The sequence below is a fragment of the Sorangium sp. So ce362 genome, from assembly GCF_051519845.1.
Classification (GTDB): Bacteria; Myxococcota_A; Polyangia; order Polyangiales; family Polyangiaceae; genus Sorangium.
Genome location: NZ_CP150332.1, coordinates 7,956,342 through 7,971,722, shown reverse-complemented (window position 1 = coordinate 7,971,722; position 15,381 = coordinate 7,956,342). Strand labels below are relative to the sequence as shown.

Sequence of the window (15,381 nt, the reverse complement as noted above, 5' to 3'; positions counted from 1 at the left end):
AGCCGCTGCCGTATTGACGCTCACTCTGTCCCCGGCGTTGGCCCTGGCGCAGGATCAGCCCTGGCTCAAGGATCGTCGCTACACCGAGGGCATCGGGATACGCACCGGCGACCTCGAGCTGCACCCGGGCGTCGCCGCGGAGCTCGGCTATGACTCCAACTTCTTCCGCAGGGCCGAGAGAGACCAGGCCAGCGCGGACGACATCGGGCCTGTGGGCTCGATGCGGCTCCGGATCACGCCGTCCTTCTCGCTCTCGACGCTCAGCCAGCAGCGCCAGGAGGCGACGCCCGGCGCGCCGCCGCCGGATGTCGAGTTTCGCGGCGGCATCGCCGCGACCTACGATGAGTTCGTCCCGGTATCCGGGTCGGAGCGCGGGCAGGAGCGGCTGAGTCAGCAGCGGAACATCGGCGGCATACTCGACGCCAACCTGACGATCCTGCCCCGACGCCCGTGGTCCGCGATCCTCGATGCGTCGCTCGGCCGGACCATCGCCTCCTCCGATATCGGGATCTCCAACCAGAGCTTCCGGCGCGTCAACGCGGGCGCGGGAGCAGAGCTTGTGTGGACGCCGGGCGGGGGGCTGCTCGATTGGCGGTTGGGCTATCGCTTCATGGGCACGTTCTTCGAGGTCGATGAGTACGACAGCCTGACGAACATGCATCATATCGTCCGGACGCGAGGCCGCTGGCGCTTCTTGCCGCGCACCGCGCTCATCTACGACGCGTCGCTCGGGTTCGTCGATTACCCGAATCCGGGCGCTCAGCTCGCCTCTCATCCTCTGCGGGCCCAGATCGGGATCAACGGTCTTGTGACGCCGTCTTTCGGTCTCCTCGCGATGGCCGGCTGGGGCGCGAGCTTCTACACGCCGAACAACGCCGGGGACGTCGTGCACGACTTCGACAGCGTCATTGGCCAGCTCGAGCTGAAGTGGTTTTTGACGCCGAACCCGTCAACCGATCCTGAGGCGGCGACGCTCGCGCTCTCCTCGCTCTCGGCTGGCTTCACGCGCGATTTTCACGACAGCTTCCTCGCGAGCTACTTCGAGCGCGATCGCGGGTACCTCAAGCTGACCTACTTCTTCGGCGGACGGTTTCTGCTCATCGTCGACGGCGGCGTGGCAGCCCATGTGTTTCCCGAGATCCCGGCGGGCAACGGACGCCTGGTCGAGCGTCAGGAGCCCTGGACGGACGTCCGTATCGATGCCTCTCTGTTCGGCGAGTACCGGATAGGGGACTCTCTGGGGATCAACTCGACCCTGCGGTACGGCAACAACGTCAGCAGCACCGCGCTGAGGATCCTCGACGAGTCCGGGGCGACGAACTATCTCGGATGGCAGCAGCTCGAAGCCTACCTGGGCGTGCGCTGGTTCATGTGATGCGGCGTTCCGGTCGGTGGGCCGCCGCCTTCCTCGCGCTGGTGATCGCCGCCTGCTCGTCGCGCCAGCCCGAGCCGGTGAACCTGCCCCCTCCGGTGGAGGCGACGACCATCGGTGTCGGAGATGTGTTCGAGCTCCGCATCGTCGGGGAAGACAAGCTGCCCACGGCGTTCACCGTCGCGCCGGATGGCACCGTGGACTTCCCCTACGTGAAGCGGCTCAAGATCGCGGGCCTGGAGCCTCAGGAAGTGGCGGAGCTCGTCCGCGCGAAGCTCATGGAGGGGCAGGTCCTCACCGACCCCAGCGTGAGCGTGAGCATCAAGGAGTATAACTCGAAGCGGGTCGAGGTGCTCGGCGAGGTGCAGAAGCCCGGGTCCCTGCCGCTTCAACCTGGCATGACGCTGCTCCGCGCCATCTCGATGGCGGGGGGATTCAACAGCATCGCAAATAAGGATCGCGTCACGATCCGCAGGAAGTCCCAGGGCAAGACCGTGTTCGCCACCGTCTCGGTCGAGGACATCATCGACAACAAGATCCCCGATGTGCCTCTCCAGGCAGGGGACTCGATCAACGTCGCGCAGCGCGTCTTCTGAGCGACGACGCGCTGCGCGCCACCTCTCGAGCGAGGTGGCGCGCCGTGCGCTCAGTTCTTCCGCGCGAGGCGGAACTGCTTCCTGCCCGTCGCCGGATCCACGGTGTGAGGCTCGATGCGGAGCATCGTCAGCGAGACCTCGCGCACGCGCCCGTCGCGCTCCTGGCGGAGGCGGATCCGCTCGCCGTCGGAGCTGATCACGGTGCACTCGCCGAAGTGGAAGTGGGTCACGCTGTCGCCCACTTCCGGATAGCTCTCCTCCTCCTGGCGAGGGCGGACCGGGCGGTGCAGCGGCAAAGGGGCGGGCTCCATGACGGAGGTCGTCGCCGCGCGGGCGGGCTCGGCAACCGAGGCCGCCGCGCGGGGCGGCTCCGGGGCCATCGCGCGGGGCGGCTCCGCGGCCTGCGCCGGAGGCGCCGTGCGCGTCGGCTCGGCGGCTTGCGCCGGAGGCGCCATCCGGGGCGGTTCGCTCACGGTCGCCGCGATGCCGGTCGACTGGGCTGCGAGCTGCATGAGGCCCGTTCGATCGTCGAACGCCCGCACGAGGGGCAGATCGTCGAACGCTGTGACGCGGAGCTCGAGCCCGTAGACGCGCGCCCAGACGAGCTCGCCGGCGGCGAGCTGGAGACCGACGCCGGACTCGCGGGCGAGCGTGGCGGACAGGCGAAGCGAGGTCTCGCCCTGCTGGAGCGCGACGCTCCCGGAGAGCGCCACCACGTCGCAGGGCCCCTCGAGGACGCGCGTCTTCGCGTAGGTGCGGGAGGCCTGATCGAACAGCGCGATCTCCGCCTTCTCGAGCGAGCCTGTCCCCTCGATCCAGCCGGCGCGCGCCTCGGCCTCGTCAAGGGCGCGCACCAGCGCTGCTGGGAGCTCCTCGCCCCGATCGAGGCGGATGATCAAATGGCGGGCACGGCGTGCCTCGAGAACGTTCATCGCGGTTTCTTCTCTCCGGGGGTCGAGGAGGCTGCGCCCGGAGCACGGGGGGCTTTTTCCGAGCGCCGAGCACGGGTCGCCGTCACCTCGATCTGGGGCGCGTCTTTCGCGCGCATGGCTGATGTGTCGCCAGCGGCGGCCGTGATCCGGTCCGCCGGGAATCCTGCGCTTGCGAGGAGCTCCTTGACGGCGCTCGCGCGCGCGCCAGCGAGCTCGATCGCGCGCGTCGACTGATCGCCCTGGCGATCGGGGTAGGCCTCCACGATGACGACGTCGAGGGGCATGCGCCCGCGCATGAGCTGGGCGATCATGCCGAGCTGGGCGGCCAGGGCCGGCGGTACCCGTGCGCTCCCCGCAGGGAAGCGGACCAGGCCGTCGAGGAGGATCCGGTCGCCGGACCATTGCGGCAGCGACCTGGCCGCCGGCTCGGGGCAGCCGTCGGCGTCGCTCGTACCGTCGATCGTCTCGGCCGTCACCGGGCATGCGTCGGCCGCATCGGCCACGCCGTCCTCGTCGTTGTCGGGATCGGGGCAGCCGTCGTCGTCCTGGAAGCCGTCGCGATCCTCGGGCGCGTCCGGACACAGATCACTGACGTCAGGGACCTGGTCGATGTCGTTGTCGGGATCGGGGCAGCCGTCGTCGTCCTTGAAGCCGTCGACGTCTTCTGCGCCGTTCGGGCACATGTCGCGCTCGTCCGGGATCCCGTCGCCGTCGTTGTCGGGATCAGGGCAGCCGTCGTCGTCCTGGAAGCCGTCGCGATCCTCGGCGGCGTTCCGGCAGGCGTCGATGTCGTCCGGGATGCCGTCGTTGTCGTCGTCGGCATCGGGGCAGCCGTCGTCGTCCTGGAAGCCGTCGATCGTCTCGGCCTCGTCCCGGCACCTGTCGCGCCCGTCGGGGATCCGATCGCCGTCGTTGTCGGGATCGGGGCAGCCGTCGCCATCCTGATACCCGTCGCGATCCTCCGCGATGAGCGGGCACGCGTCGTCGCGATCCAGGACGCCGTCGGCATCCGCGTCGCGTCCCGTCGGCGCATAGCGCAGCCCCAGGTTGAACCGGAAGCGCGGCGCGGTGAGCGCGCCTTCGGAGGAGAACGGGAGGGCGCTCCCGCCGCCTGCGGACAGCGAGACGTCGCCGGCGAGCAGCGGGGCGCTCGTCACCGAGACGATCCACTCCGCCGGCACCGGCGCCGCGCCCCGGACGGGCTGCTCGGCGAGCGTGTAGAGGGCGAACGCCTCTGCAGACGCCGTGAGCCAGCGGTCCGGGAGCACGTCGACCGCGGCGCCGAGGGCGCCGAGGAGCTGCGAGCCGATCGCGACGTCGATCAGCGCGCTCGAGCCGCGGAGCCTGGCACCGGCCTCGGCCGCGAGCCGGAGCTCGCCGAGCTGGTACGCCGCAGTGACGGTCGGCGCGAACGTGACGGTCCCGGCGCTGGCGAACACGGTCTTGTCGCCGGTGGGCAGACCCAGCTCCAGGCGCGCTGCGAGCGAGAAGCCGTCGAGCGGACCCTGCCGGGGCGGCGGCACGATCGCGAACGCTGCGCCGAGGCGCGTGTCGCGCATCACGCTGCGCTGCAGCTCCGTGTCGGTGCCGAGGACATCGGAGAAGCCCGCGCCGTCCTGGTACAGGGTGACGGGAGCGGCGACCGTGACCTCGAGGCGATCGGTGAGCCCGAGCGACCACAGGAAGGTCGCGTCGAACATGTTGTCGAGCACGTGGACGACCGTCCCGTCAGGGTCGGGCGAGGCGACGCGCAGGCCCACCGGCCGCGACAGGTAGCTCGCCACGAGGCCGAACGAGGCCTTCGCGCTCGGCGCCGTCCCCGTGCTCCCCACGGCGAAGAAGGGGCCGCCGCCCGCGTGGGGCCAGAGGTTGTCGGCGTCGATGCAGCCCGACAGCCCGTTCGCTGGCGCGCACTCGTCCGCGCGCGCCAGCGCGGGAAGGAGCGCCGCCATGAAGATCCCGGAGGCCACCAGCAGCGGAAGGCTTGATCGTGCCGGCACCCTGCAGTTGGCGCGCATCGCGCCCGACCCTCTACTACTGCCGGGGTGAGAGTCAAAACAGCAATCGTCTCGGCGCGATCCGGGGGGCACCCGGCGCTCCGCGATGCGCTGCGCCCCGCGGTCGCTCTCGCGCCGTGCTACGACCACGCCCGGCCGGGCCCGGCACCGCCGGCGTCCGCACGACCATGATCGACGACGCGCATCCGCTCCTGCTTGGCTCCGGCTCGCCGCGCCGGCGAGAGATCCTGACCACGCTCGGCCTGCCTCTCCGCGTCGCGGCGGCCGAGGTCGACGAGGCGGGGCGCCCCGGCGAGGGGGCCATGGCCTACCTGGAGCGAGTCACCCTGGCGAAGCTCGCCGCCGCGCAGCGCCTGCACCAGGCGGCCGGGACCGGCGGGATCCTCGTCGCTGACACCTCGGTCATCCTCGAGGACTCCATCCTCGGCAAGCCGCGGGACGAGGCCGACGCGCGCGCCATGCTCCGCGCCCTCTCGGGCCGCGAGCACCAGGTCTGGACCCGGTTCGCGATCGCCGGCGGCGGTCACGTCGATCTCGCGCCGGCGGGTGTCCCGGGCCGCGCCGCGGCCCTCCACGCCGAGACGGTCGTGACGCGCGTGCGCTTCCGCGCGCTCGACGACGACGAGGTGGCGTCGTACGCGGCGACCGGCGAGGGGCTCGACAAGGCCGGCGCCTACGCGATCCAGGGCGTCGGCGCGTTCGCCGTCGCGCGCATCGATGGCTCCTATTCCAACGTCGTCGGCCTGCCCGCGTGCGAGGTCGTCGCGGCGCTGCGCGCCGCCGGCTTGCTCGCGCGCTTCCCGCTGTCGCCCGCGCGTTCGTCATGAGCGACGACGTCTCGATGGCCGCGCGCCGGCGCGACGCGGGCGCGATCTTCGGCCTCGCCCTCGCGGTGCGGATCGCCGTCGTCGTCTGGGCGGCCGGGCGCTTCCCGCCCGCGGCCGACGGCGCCTATTACCAGCGCATCGCCGAGCGGATCGCGGCGGGGCTCGGCTACACGTGGCTGTGGCCCGACGGCGTCGTCACGTACGCCGCGCACTATCCGGTCGGCTATCCGGGCGCCGTCGGGGCGCTGTACGCGCTGCTCGGCGCGCACCCTGCGGTCGCGATGCTGCTGAACGCGGTGCTCGGCGCGCTCGCGGCGCTCGCCGTCCACCGCCTGGCAGCCCGCGCTGCGCCGCGCTCGCGCGCCGTGCCGGCGCTCTCGGGCGCGCTCGTCGCCCTCCACCCCGGGCTCGTCGCGTACACCCCGGCCCTCATGACCGAGGGCGTCACCGGCGCGCTCGTCGCCTGCGCGGCGTGGGCGTCTGCGTGGGCGCGCGAGCGCCGCCCGGCGCTGGCTCCGTTCGCCGTCCTCGGGTTGCTCGTCGGCGTCGCAACCCTCGTCCGCCCGCAGGCGCTCCTGCTCGCGCCCCTCTTCGCCGGCCTCGCCCTCCTGGGCTCTCCGCCCGGCGACGGTGCCCGGATCGATGAGCCCCTCGCCGCGCGCGCGGCGCGACGCGCGGCGCCGGTCCTGGTGACCGTCATCGCGGCGCTCCTCGTGTGCGCGCCCTGGACCGCGCGCAACTGCGTGCGGATGAACCAGTGCGCGCTGGTCAGCGTGAACGGCGGCTGGAACCTCCTCATCGGCGCGGACCCGGCCTCCACCGGCGCCTGGGCGCCCATCCAGGTGCCCGAGGCGTGCCGCGAGGTCTTCGACGAGGCCGGCAAGGACGCCTGCTTCGGCCGTGAGGCGCGCCGCTACATCGCGGAGCACCCCGGCGCATGGCTCGGGCTCGTGCCCCGCAAGCTCGCGGCGACGTTCGATTACTGTGGCGCGGCCGGGTGGTACCTGCACGCCTCGAACCCGGCGGCGTTCAGCGAGGGAGACAAGGTCGCGCTCGGCGCCGTCGAGACCGCGTTCGAGCGGTTCGTCCTCCTCTTCGCGCTCATGTGGGCAGCGCGCAAGCCCGCGCAGACGCCCGTCGCTCCTCGTGATCGCGCTCGCCGTCGCTGGCTCGCGCAGCGCGCGCTCTTGCTTGCTCGGCTCGCGCTGTTCGCGCTGGGGGTCGTCGCCGCGCTGCACGTCCATGCGTGGGTGGGCTACCTCGCGCTCCTCGGCCTCGCGCTGCTCCAGGGCCGCGCGCTCCTCCGGGCGCCGGTGCTCGCGGTCGCCGCGCTCGCCGTCCTCGCTGCGACCGCGGCGACGCACGCCGTGTTCTTCGGCGCGGGGCGTTACGCGCTTGTCGCGTTCCCCCTCCTCTCGGGGCTCGCCGCCCTCGCCGCGGCGCGCCAGAGCTCGGATCCGCCTCGCGCCGGCGCGCCGCACCCCACGGGCGAGGCGGTCTCCGCGCCGCCGAGCGGTCCGGAAGACGAGCTACTTTGACAGCGCCGCCTGGGCTGCTGCATCCTAGGCGCCCGCCGGCTCGGGAGCGCGTGCCCCCGGCCGGCGAACATGGAGGAGAGACGGATGCCCTTGATTGAAACCGAAGAGGCGGCGCGCCGCCTTGCGCGCGCCATCGCAAGCGATCTCTCGCTCTACAACGAGGAGAAGATCGTGCAGGGCATCCAGCAGGATGACCTCTTCACGGTCCTGTCCGAGGAGATCGAGGAGGGTCGCGCCCTCTACAAGAGCCGCGTGTCGCCGGATCTCTTCCAGAAGAATTTTTACGACCGCGCCCTCGTGGACATCCTGATCAAGTCCAAGGGCCACATCAAATCGAAGATCTGGTAGCGAGCCTGCGCAGCTGGTCGAGCGCCTTGCGCATGTCCGCTGGCAGGGCGCTCTCCCAGCGCACCGGCTCTCGCGTGGCGGGGTGGATGAACCCGAGCACGCGCGCGTGCAGGGCCTGCCGCCCGAGCTCCTCCGCGATCGCCCGTACCGCCGGCTTCTTCGGCGGCTTGCCGTAGAGCGGGTCTCCGAGGATCGGCGTCCTGCCGCGCTCGGCGAGGTGCACCCGGATCTGGTGGGTGCGGCCCGTCTCGAGCGAGCACGCGACGACCGTCGCCGCGTCGCCGAGCCTCTCGAGCACGCGGACGTGCGTCACCGCGCGGCGCGGCGCCGTGGCGCGCGCGCCGGCGTCGCTGCGGCCGGCGTCGCTGCGGCCGGCGTCGCTGCGGCCGGCGTCGCTGCGGCCGGCGTCGCTGCGGCCGGCGTCGCTGCGCATCCAGGACGTGTAGCGGAGCCTGTCGGTCGGGTGGCGGCCGTGGAGCGTGTCGTAGGTGGCGTCTCGCGCCTCGCCGGCCACGATCGCGGCGTACTCGCGCTCGATCTCGTGCCTGGCGAACCGCGCTTTCAGCGCCTCGCGGGTGGGCTCGTCCTTGGCCACGACGAGCAGGCCGCTCGTGCCTCGGTCGAGCCTGTGCACGATCCCGGGGCGGACGTGCCCCATGGGGTCGCGAGGATCGGCCGGCGCCAGCGCGAACCCGGGCAGGGCGAGCAGCCCGTTGACCAGCGTGCCCGACTCGTGCCCGCGCGCCGGGTGCACGACGAGCCCGGCCGGCTTGTCGATCACGAGCAGGTGCTCGTCCTCGTACACCACCGGGATGACCACGCCAGGGTCGGCCGTCGCGGCGGAGGGCGCCGGCCCTTCCGGCCGGATGTCGACAAGCGCGCCCGTGCGCACCGCCACCGACGCGCGCGCCGGCTCCCCATCGACGAGGATCCGACCGGCGGCGATCCATCGTTGCACCGCCGCGCGCGAGGTCGCGCGGCCCGCGCGCTCCAGCAGGTGGACGACGAGCTTGTCGAGCCGGTCACGCGGGTCGCCGTCGTCCACTCGGAAGTGGAGCGCTTCCCCACCGGCAGCCATCGCGTTCGTCACGGGCGTCGTTCACGGCCGAGCGGCGCCAGCGCGAGGGCGTCGCTCGCCGCGCGATCAATACTCCGTATCGCCCTCGTCGTCCTCTTCGGCGGTCCCGAGCTCGGGGTTGAGCGCGATGTGCGACTCGAGGTCCTCGAGCCGCTGCGCTTCGGACAGCCTGCCGAGGCCGCACTGCTCGACGAGGTACAGGTCGAACGCCGTGTAGCGCGGGAAGACCCGGACGTTCGTGTCCTCGTTGTCGAGGCCGAGGATGACGAGCTCGCCGTCCCGCCTGGCCTCTCCGAGGTAGAGCGCGTTCCACGGCTGACCGGGGAGGTTGGGCAACCGCACGACCTTGCTCCGGAGGCGCGACTCGGTCCAGCCGAGGTCGGTCTTCGCCTCGGCCAGCTTGCGGACCGAGGTGAGCTTCGGTCGAGGCGCCGACGGGTCCTGGCCGAAGCGATGCCGCCCCTTGAACCGCGGGCCCAGGCTATCGAGGGTGAAATCGAACTCCAGGAACACCCGCAGCGTGGGCGGCAGCTCGACCATCAACTTCGACTCGAGCGCATCGAGCGCCGCCTGGCTCGCTCCCACGGCGGCATGGCTGGAAGGGCGCTTCTTCAGTTGCGCGATCACCCGATGCACAAGCTCAACGCCACGTTCGATCGGTGCCATGTATCCACGGGCCGCAGTTGCGCGGCGTTCTTCAGGAACCAAAGGGCCTCACTAGGCCGCGTTTTCGGCCCCGGTTGTTGCGGGCGCGTCGCGCGCTCGGGCGGCACTCTACATCAGCCGACCGGGAGCGCGTCCCTCTAAGGTGCCTACCGGTCCGGTCTGCTCGGTGTCAACCTGCGATCGCACCTGCTGTCGATCATTCATCCGCCGGGAGCGAGCGACCGGCGCTTTCCGCGTCACCGGCGTCCCGCCGAACGCGGTCCGCCTTACTCTCGTGAGCGGAAGCTGCGCCGCGCTCGCCAGATCAGGACGGCGACCGCCCCGAGCACCACGGCGGCGCCGACCGCCAGGATGACCCATTGTGGCGCAGGGTAACGGCCGCGCTGAAGGCCGTCGGGCGGCCGCTCGTACTCGATCTGGAGCTGCGCGCCCACCGCGCCTCGTTACACGCGGATTCGTCGACCCGCAACTTGATCCGCGGCGCGAGCCAGCCTGATCGGCGCACGACCCCGCCCGCCAGCCGTCCTGGCACCTCCTCGTGATCCAGCCGCGTCGCTCGAGGCGGTGGGCCTCGGGGCCGCGCAGGCAGACCGGACAGCATCAGGGGGATCAAGACTTGCTTCCCTGGAAACTCGGGCGTGTAAAGTGAATCGACGCGTGGGCACCATGCGGCCGGTCCGAGAGGGTCAGAGATGAAGCCGGGCTCTTCAGCATGGGTCGGGGAGGCGCATCCGCGGTCCCCCGGGATTCGACGATCCCTCGTCGCGATCGGGGCGTGGGCGGCTTTCGGCGCGCTGGTGGGGGCGTGCGGCCGGACGAGCCTCCTCGAGCCCTCGGATGCCGGCGTCGGAGGTGGGGTCGCCAGCACGACCAGCGCGTCGACGTCGTCGAACGGCGGCGACGGCGCCGGAGGCTCCGCGGCGTGCGGCAGCCCCACGGACTGCGACGACGGCGACCCCTGCACGAGCGACGACTGCGAGGCCGGGCGCTGCGAGCACCGTCCCCGCGACGACGACGGGGACGGCGTGGGGCCGACGATCTGCGGCGGGAGCGACTGCAACGACTTCAACCCGTCCGTCTTCCCGGGCGCTCCGGAGATCTGCACGGACGCGGCGGACAACGACTGCAACGGCGTGAGCGACTGCTTCGATCCCGCGTGCGCCGCAGGGCAGGACTGCGGCTGTACCCCGAGCCCCGCCGGCGAGCGCTGTGAGAACGGCGTCGACGACGACTGCGACACCATCGTCGACTGCTTCGACGCGGACTGCTCGGGGACCCCCGCCTGCGGCTGCTCCGCCTCGGAGGCCGGGAAATGCGGCAACGGCGTCGACGACGACTGCGACGGCGTCTTCGACTGCGATGACGACAGCTGCGGGGCCGACCCGCTGTGCGCCTGCAGCCTCCAGGGAGAGCGCTGCGACAACGGCGCGGACGACGACTGCGATCTCCTTGTCGACTGCGCCGACCCGGACTGCCGCAACTTCTTCCCTTGCGTGTGCGAGCCGCCCGGCTCGCTGGAGCGGTGCGAGGATGGCCAGGACAACGACTGCGACGGGAGGATCGACTGTGCGGACCCGCAGTGCATCTCCGCGGCGGCCTGCGATCGTTGCGTGCCGGAGGTCTGCGACGACGGCGTCGACAACGATTGCGATGAGCACATCGACTGCGCCGACGCCGCCTGCGTCTTCGCGCCGAACTGCGAGCCGACGCCGGAGCAGTGCAACAACGAGCTCGACGACGACCGCGACGCCCTGATCGACTGCCGGGATCCGGACTGCGCGAGCAGCCCGGTGTGCGTGCTCGCGCAGGCGAACTGCCTCTCGCCGAGGCGCATCCCCGGGACCGGCACCTACACGGGGGACACGACCGGCCACGTGAGCGAGACCCGGGGCGCGTGCGGCGGCGACGCCGGCGAGGCGGTCTTCTTCTTCGTGCTCACCGCGCCGTCGCGCGTGCGCCTCGACTCGCGGGGGTCGAGCTTCGACTCGGTGCTCTACGTCCGCACCGGCATCTGCAACTCCGGCCGGGAGATCGGCTGCGACGACGACAGCGGCGGCGCGTCGGGGTCCTCGCTGCTCGACTTCAGCATCCTGTACCCTGGCACGTACTTCGTCTTCCTCGACGGCTACACGATCGATCCCGGGGGCGGCGCGAACGAGGGCCCCTTCGTGCTCAACGTCGCGATCGCCCCGAACCCGAGCGAGCGCTGCGACGACGGTCTCGACAACGACGGCGATCACTACGTCGACTGCGCCGATCCCGACTGCGCCGCCTTCGGTCCCTGCCGGGGCTGCGCGAACGGCGCCGCGCCTGGTCCCGAGTTCGGGTCCGCCGCGTGCACCGACGGGATCGACAACGACTGCGACGGCACGCTCGACTGCGCTGACGAGGACTGCAGCGCAAGCGACTTTTACGTGACGGAGTGCTGCGACGGCCTCGATGAAAACGGCAACGGGATCCCCGACGACTTCAACTGCCGATGCGCCTCGGACGCCGATTGCGACGCGGGGCAGATCTGCTACGCGCACACGGCGTACACGTGCGGTTTGCCGTGCAACAGCTTCTTCGGGAGCGTTTGCCCCTTCGTGGCGCCGGGCTCGCACTGCAACGACGCGACCAGCCAGTGCGAGTTCTGAGGGCTCGGAGGCCGGCGCCCCCTCGCCTCGTCCGCGCGCACGGCGCTCCCCAGCTGGCGGTCGCCCGGGCTAAGGTCACGGCATGGAGATCCTCATCATTCGCCACGGCCAGGCCGTGGATGACGCGCCCGACCTCGGTGACGCCGGTCGCTGGTTGACGGGCAAGGGTCGCAAGGTGACCCGGCGCGTCGCCAAGTGGCTCGCGAAGCAGAAGGGCCGATGCCCTGCGGCGCTCTGGACGAGCCCCCTCGTGCGCTCGGTGCAGACCGCGGAGATCATCGCCGAGGCTGCCGAGCTCACCGACGAGGTCTCGGTGGTCGCCGAGCTATCTCCCTCGCGGGACACCGCAGAGATCCTCCGCCTCCTCTCGCAGTACCAGGGGCCGCAGCCGCTGGCGCTCGTGGGGCACGAGCCCTCGCTGTCGGCGCTGGTGACGTCGCTGCTCGGCGACGTCGGCTGGACAGGCATGAAGAAGAGCGGCGTCGTTGCGGTGAGCTGGGACGGGCGTGGGCCGGGGACGTTGCGCTTCGCCCTGGATCTGAAGGCCATGAAGGCGGTCGACCCGGTGAAGGAAGCGCAGCAGCAGGCGCCCCGCTCCCGCTGAGCGGCGGGGAGGTACGGACGCGCGCTCAGCGCGCCGATCGTTCCACGGCGCTCAGCACGTCGACGTCGCGCACGCCGTCCGCTTCGGCGCGGTACGACAGCACGATCCGGTGCCGCAGCGCTGGGATCAGCAGCGCCCGCACGTCGTCCACGTCTGCAGCTGCCTCGCCGCGGAGCGCTGCGCGCGCCTTGGCGGCGATCACGAGCGCCTGGCTCCCGCGCGGCCCTGCGCCGTAGCGCACGTAGTCCCGGACCTCCTGCGCGGCGCGCTCCGTCCCCGGCCGCGTCGCCCTGGTGAGGCGCACCGCGAGATCCACGGCCTCGTCGGTCACCGGGATCCTCGGGATGAGGCCGCCGATCGCACGCACCTCTGCGGCCCGGAGCACCGCCGCGATCGTCGGCGGCTTCCCCGAGGTCGTCCTCCGCGCCACCTCGCGCTCCTCGGCCTCGCTCGGGTACGTGACGTGGATCTCGAGCAGGAAGCGATCGAGCTGCGCCTCTGGCAGCGGGTACGTCCCCTCCTGCTCGATCGGGTTCCGCGTCGCGAACACCTGGAAGGGGTCGGGCAGGGCGTGCGTGGTGGTCCCGACGGTCACCTTGCGCTCCTGCATCGCCTCGAGCAGCGCCGCCTGCGTCTTCGGCGGCGTCCGGTTCACCTCGTCCGCGAGGACGAGGTTGTGGAAGATGGGGCCGGGCTGGAAGCGCAGGCTCCGGGAGCCGTGCTGCTCGTGCAGCACGTCGGTCCCCGTGATGTCGGCGGGCAGCAGGTCCGGCGTGAACTGGACGCGCCCGAAGCTGAGGTCGAGCGCCTTGGCGAGCGACGACACGAGCAGCGTCTTGGCGAGCCCCGGGACGCCGACGAGCAGCGCGTGCCCGCGCGCGGCGAGCGTGATCAGCATGGCCTCGACCACGTCGTCCTGCCCGACCACCGCCGCCGCGATCGCCGAGCGGAGCCGCTTGGCTCCTTCCGCTGTGCGCTCGAGGAGCGCGGCATCCGAGAGGGAGCTCGACTCCTCGTCGGCGGTCGTCTCGGCGTCGTTGGTGGGCTCGGGGTCGCTCATACGGGCAGGGCTCGTACCCCGAGGCCGCGATGCCGACAAGGACCCGGCGGAGCCAGCGCTCACCGCGGCGGCGTTCTGCTCCGTGGAGGTTTGCTCCGACCGGTGAGCCAGTGTTAGCAATCGATCGCAATGGCGCAGAGCTCTGAGGCCCGGGAGAGGAGGGGGGCGCACACGGCGGACGGGGAGGCGCAGCGCGAGCTCACGGTGAGCGAGCCAGCGGACGAGCCGCCCCGCGGCGGCACCGGCGCGGCGGAGGACGGCATCGAGGCCCCCGCGGCGGGTGGACAGGGCGGCCCTGACGAGGGCGGTGGGGCGAACGGCGAAGCGCCGTCGGCGCCGCTGGAGTCGCTGAGCCTGCACGACGGACCGATCCCGCACGCGCCGCTTCCGCCGGTCGCGGGGCCGTGGCGTTCCTACAAGGAGATCCTCGCGACCCTGGCCCAGCGGGTGCTAGAGGCGCAGCGTCCGATCCGGATCCTCCAGGCGCTCCGGTGGGAAGGCGAGGTCGAGGAGCAGTTTTTCCGCTCGAAGCAGCGCGAGCTGCCCAGGGTGACCTACTCGGAAGATCTCGGGTTCGACCCGGCGGCGAAGCAGCGCGAGCTCGAGGAGATCCTCCGCGACGCCGAGCGGGAGCTCGGCAAGCGCGATCGGCTCGGCCAGATCCTCCGCACGACCGCGGACGAGTACAGGAAGGTCGTGACCATGCTCATGGGGCGGGGAACGAAGGCGTTTTACACCCTGTCCCGCGAGCTGTACGGCTCCCCCAAGGACAAGCTGCCCGACGGGAAGACGAGCGTGCGGGACATGGGGTTCGTGCTCTATGATCTCCTGACGGCGATCGGCGGTGAGCGGCTCGGCCCGTCGCAGCAGCGCGAGATCACGGCGGAGATGGCGGCGCTCGAGCTGAATGGCCGCTTCGACCGCTTCTTCGGCGGCGCGTCGATCCGCGTCCAGGTGGACGACACGCTCCTCGCGGACGCCGCCGCTGGCAGCGACTATGTGAAGATCAGGAGCGGCGCGATGTTCTCCAGGAGCGACGTCGACATCCTCGAGGCGCACGAGGGGTGGGTGCACGTCGCGACCAGCCTGAACGGGCAGGCTCAGCCTGTGGCGCGCTGGCTGGCGAAGGGGCCTCCGCGCACCACGGCGGTTCAGGAAGGGCTCGCCGTCCTGGTCGAGATCCTCACCTTCAGGAGCACGCCGCGTCGCGCGAAGAAGCTGAACGACCGCATCCTCGCGGTGGACAAAGCGGAGGACGGGGCGTCCTTCCTCGACGTGTTCGAGTGGTACCGCACCGAAGGGTACGAGGAAGAGGAGTGCTTCCAGAATGCCCGGCGCGTCTTCCGCGGCGGCGTTCTCGCCGGGGGAGCGCCGTTCACGAAGGACGCCTGCTACTGCAAGGGGATTGTCCTCAACTACGCCTTCATGCGCGCTGCCATTCAGCAAGATCGAGCGATGCTCATTCCCTTCCTGTTCGTGGGGAAAGTCGCGCACGAGGACGTCCCTGTTCTCCATGCGCACGTGACCGACGGGATCATCCGCCCGCCCCCGTATCTCCCGCCGCTGTTCGACGACATGAACGGGCTGGCGATCTGGATCTGCTATTCATCCTTCTTTTCTCGCCTCGGCGGGACGGCGCTCGCCGAGCACTACGGCAGGATGCTGGAGCACTGATCGCGCCCGACCCGCGCGCCGCTCCCGGCGGC

At 71.6% G+C, this 15,381-nt stretch carries 14 protein-coding genes; 8 read left to right on the top strand and 6 right to left on the bottom strand.

Features of this window, described 5'->3' with window-relative positions; genetic code table 11:
* Positions 1 to 37: 37 nt before the first annotated feature.
* Together WMF17_RS30475 and WMF17_RS30470 are read left to right on the top strand one after the other, a co-directional pair.
* On the top strand, positions 38 to 1,375 hold the full coding sequence (locus tag WMF17_RS30475; RefSeq protein ID WP_437596690.1) for a hypothetical protein: 1,338 nt from the start codon (positions 38 to 40) through the stop codon (positions 1,373 to 1,375).
* Complete coding sequence (locus tag WMF17_RS30470; protein ID WP_437596689.1) at positions 1,375 to 1,968, top strand: polysaccharide biosynthesis/export family protein; 594 nt, start codon at positions 1,375 to 1,377, stop codon at positions 1,966 to 1,968. The genes WMF17_RS30475 and WMF17_RS30470 overlap by 1 nt, the downstream gene beginning before the upstream one ends.
* Positions 1,969 to 2,018: 50 nt before the next feature.
* Here the strand turns inward: WMF17_RS30470 and WMF17_RS30465 are convergent, their stop codons facing one another.
* Positions 2,019 to 2,900, bottom strand: a complete 882-nt coding sequence (locus tag WMF17_RS30465; protein ID WP_437644442.1) for a PPC domain-containing DNA-binding protein — start codon at positions 2,898 to 2,900, stop codon at positions 2,019 to 2,021.
* Positions 2,897 to 4,852: an OmpA family protein gene (locus WMF17_RS30460; protein ID WP_437644440.1), complete on the bottom strand. Its 1,956-nt coding sequence runs from the start codon at positions 4,850 to 4,852 to the stop codon at positions 2,897 to 2,899. The genes WMF17_RS30465 and WMF17_RS30460 overlap by 4 nt, the downstream gene beginning before the upstream one ends.
* Before the next feature lie 233 nt (positions 4,853 to 5,085).
* On the opposite strand from WMF17_RS30460, the gene WMF17_RS30455 reads away from it, so the two are divergent.
* From WMF17_RS30455 to WMF17_RS30445, 3 genes are all read left to right on the top strand, one after another.
* Complete coding sequence (locus WMF17_RS30455) at positions 5,086 to 5,745, top strand: Maf family protein (protein WP_437596686.1); 660 nt, start codon at positions 5,086 to 5,088, stop codon at positions 5,743 to 5,745.
* Positions 5,742 to 7,283, top strand: coding sequence for a hypothetical protein (locus WMF17_RS30450; RefSeq protein WP_437644438.1), 1,542 nt, complete (start codon positions 5,742 to 5,744; stop codon positions 7,281 to 7,283). Before WMF17_RS30455 ends, WMF17_RS30450 begins: the two co-directional genes overlap by 4 nt.
* Before the next feature lie 84 nt (positions 7,284 to 7,367).
* On the top strand, positions 7,368 to 7,631 hold the full coding sequence (locus WMF17_RS30445) for a hypothetical protein (RefSeq protein WP_437596684.1): 264 nt from the start codon (positions 7,368 to 7,370) through the stop codon (positions 7,629 to 7,631).
* Here WMF17_RS30445 and WMF17_RS30440 read toward each other — a convergent pair.
* The 3 genes from WMF17_RS30440 to WMF17_RS30430 all read right to left on the bottom strand — a co-directional run bounded on the left by WMF17_RS30440 (position 7,612) and on the right by WMF17_RS30430 (position 9,809).
* On the bottom strand, positions 7,612 to 8,721 hold the full coding sequence (locus WMF17_RS30440) for an RluA family pseudouridine synthase (RefSeq protein WP_437644436.1): 1,110 nt from the start codon (positions 8,719 to 8,721) through the stop codon (positions 7,612 to 7,614). The two genes, WMF17_RS30445 and WMF17_RS30440, sit on opposite strands and share 20 nt — an antisense overlap.
* Before the next feature lie 54 nt (positions 8,722 to 8,775).
* Entirely contained in the window at positions 8,776 to 9,336 is a 561-nt protein-coding gene (locus WMF17_RS30435) for an SMI1/KNR4 family protein (RefSeq protein ID WP_437644434.1), read from the bottom strand.
* Positions 9,337 to 9,641: 305 nt separating this feature from the next.
* A complete protein-coding gene (locus WMF17_RS30430; protein ID WP_437596681.1) occupies positions 9,642 to 9,809 on the bottom strand; it encodes a hypothetical protein in 168 nt (55 codons plus the stop codon).
* Positions 9,810 to 10,067: 258 nt separating this feature from the next.
* On the opposite strand from WMF17_RS30430, the gene WMF17_RS30425 reads away from it, so the two are divergent.
* Together WMF17_RS30425 and sixA are read left to right on the top strand one after the other, a co-directional pair.
* Positions 10,068 to 12,011, top strand: coding sequence for a MopE-related protein (locus WMF17_RS30425; protein ID WP_437644432.1), 1,944 nt, complete (start codon positions 10,068 to 10,070; stop codon positions 12,009 to 12,011).
* Positions 12,012 to 12,093: 82 nt separating this feature from the next.
* Complete coding sequence (gene sixA, locus WMF17_RS30420) at positions 12,094 to 12,615, top strand: phosphohistidine phosphatase SixA (RefSeq protein ID WP_437644430.1); 522 nt, start codon at positions 12,094 to 12,096, stop codon at positions 12,613 to 12,615.
* Positions 12,616 to 12,640: 25 nt separating this feature from the next.
* On the opposite strand, the gene WMF17_RS30415 is transcribed toward sixA, so the two are convergent.
* On the bottom strand, positions 12,641 to 13,675 hold the full coding sequence (locus tag WMF17_RS30415) for an AAA family ATPase (RefSeq protein WP_437596678.1): 1,035 nt from the start codon (positions 13,673 to 13,675) through the stop codon (positions 12,641 to 12,643).
* Between the two features lie 129 nt (positions 13,676 to 13,804).
* Between WMF17_RS30415 and WMF17_RS30410 the strand changes: the two genes are divergently transcribed.
* On the top strand, positions 13,805 to 15,349 hold the full coding sequence (locus WMF17_RS30410) for a flavohemoglobin expression-modulating QEGLA motif protein (protein ID WP_437644428.1): 1,545 nt from the start codon (positions 13,805 to 13,807) through the stop codon (positions 15,347 to 15,349).
* Positions 15,350 to 15,381: the final 32 nt, after the last annotated feature.

Coding starts and splice junctions, on each gene's coding strand:
- WMF17_RS30415 (WP_437596678.1), bottom strand. CDS start 13,675: ATGAGCGACCCCGAGCCCACCAACGACGCCGAGACGACCGCCGACGAG.
- sixA (WP_437644430.1), top strand. CDS start 12,094: ATGGAGATCCTCATCATTCGCCACGGCCAGGCCGTGGATGACGCGCCC.
- WMF17_RS30460 (WP_437644440.1), bottom strand. CDS start 4,852: ATGGCGGCGCTCCTTCCCGCGCTGGCGCGCGCGGACGAGTGCGCGCCA.
- WMF17_RS30425 (WP_437644432.1), top strand. CDS start 10,068: ATGAAGCCGGGCTCTTCAGCATGGGTCGGGGAGGCGCATCCGCGGTCC.
- WMF17_RS30455 (WP_437596686.1), top strand. CDS start 5,086: ATGATCGACGACGCGCATCCGCTCCTGCTTGGCTCCGGCTCGCCGCGC.
- WMF17_RS30410 (WP_437644428.1), top strand. CDS start 13,805: ATGGCGCAGAGCTCTGAGGCCCGGGAGAGGAGGGGGGCGCACACGGCG.
- WMF17_RS30450 (WP_437644438.1), top strand. CDS start 5,742: ATGAGCGACGACGTCTCGATGGCCGCGCGCCGGCGCGACGCGGGCGCG.
- WMF17_RS30445 (WP_437596684.1), top strand. CDS start 7,368: ATGCCCTTGATTGAAACCGAAGAGGCGGCGCGCCGCCTTGCGCGCGCC.
- WMF17_RS30465 (WP_437644442.1), bottom strand. CDS start 2,900: ATGAACGTTCTCGAGGCACGCCGTGCCCGCCATTTGATCATCCGCCTC.
- WMF17_RS30470 (WP_437596689.1), top strand. CDS start 1,375: ATGCGGCGTTCCGGTCGGTGGGCCGCCGCCTTCCTCGCGCTGGTGATC.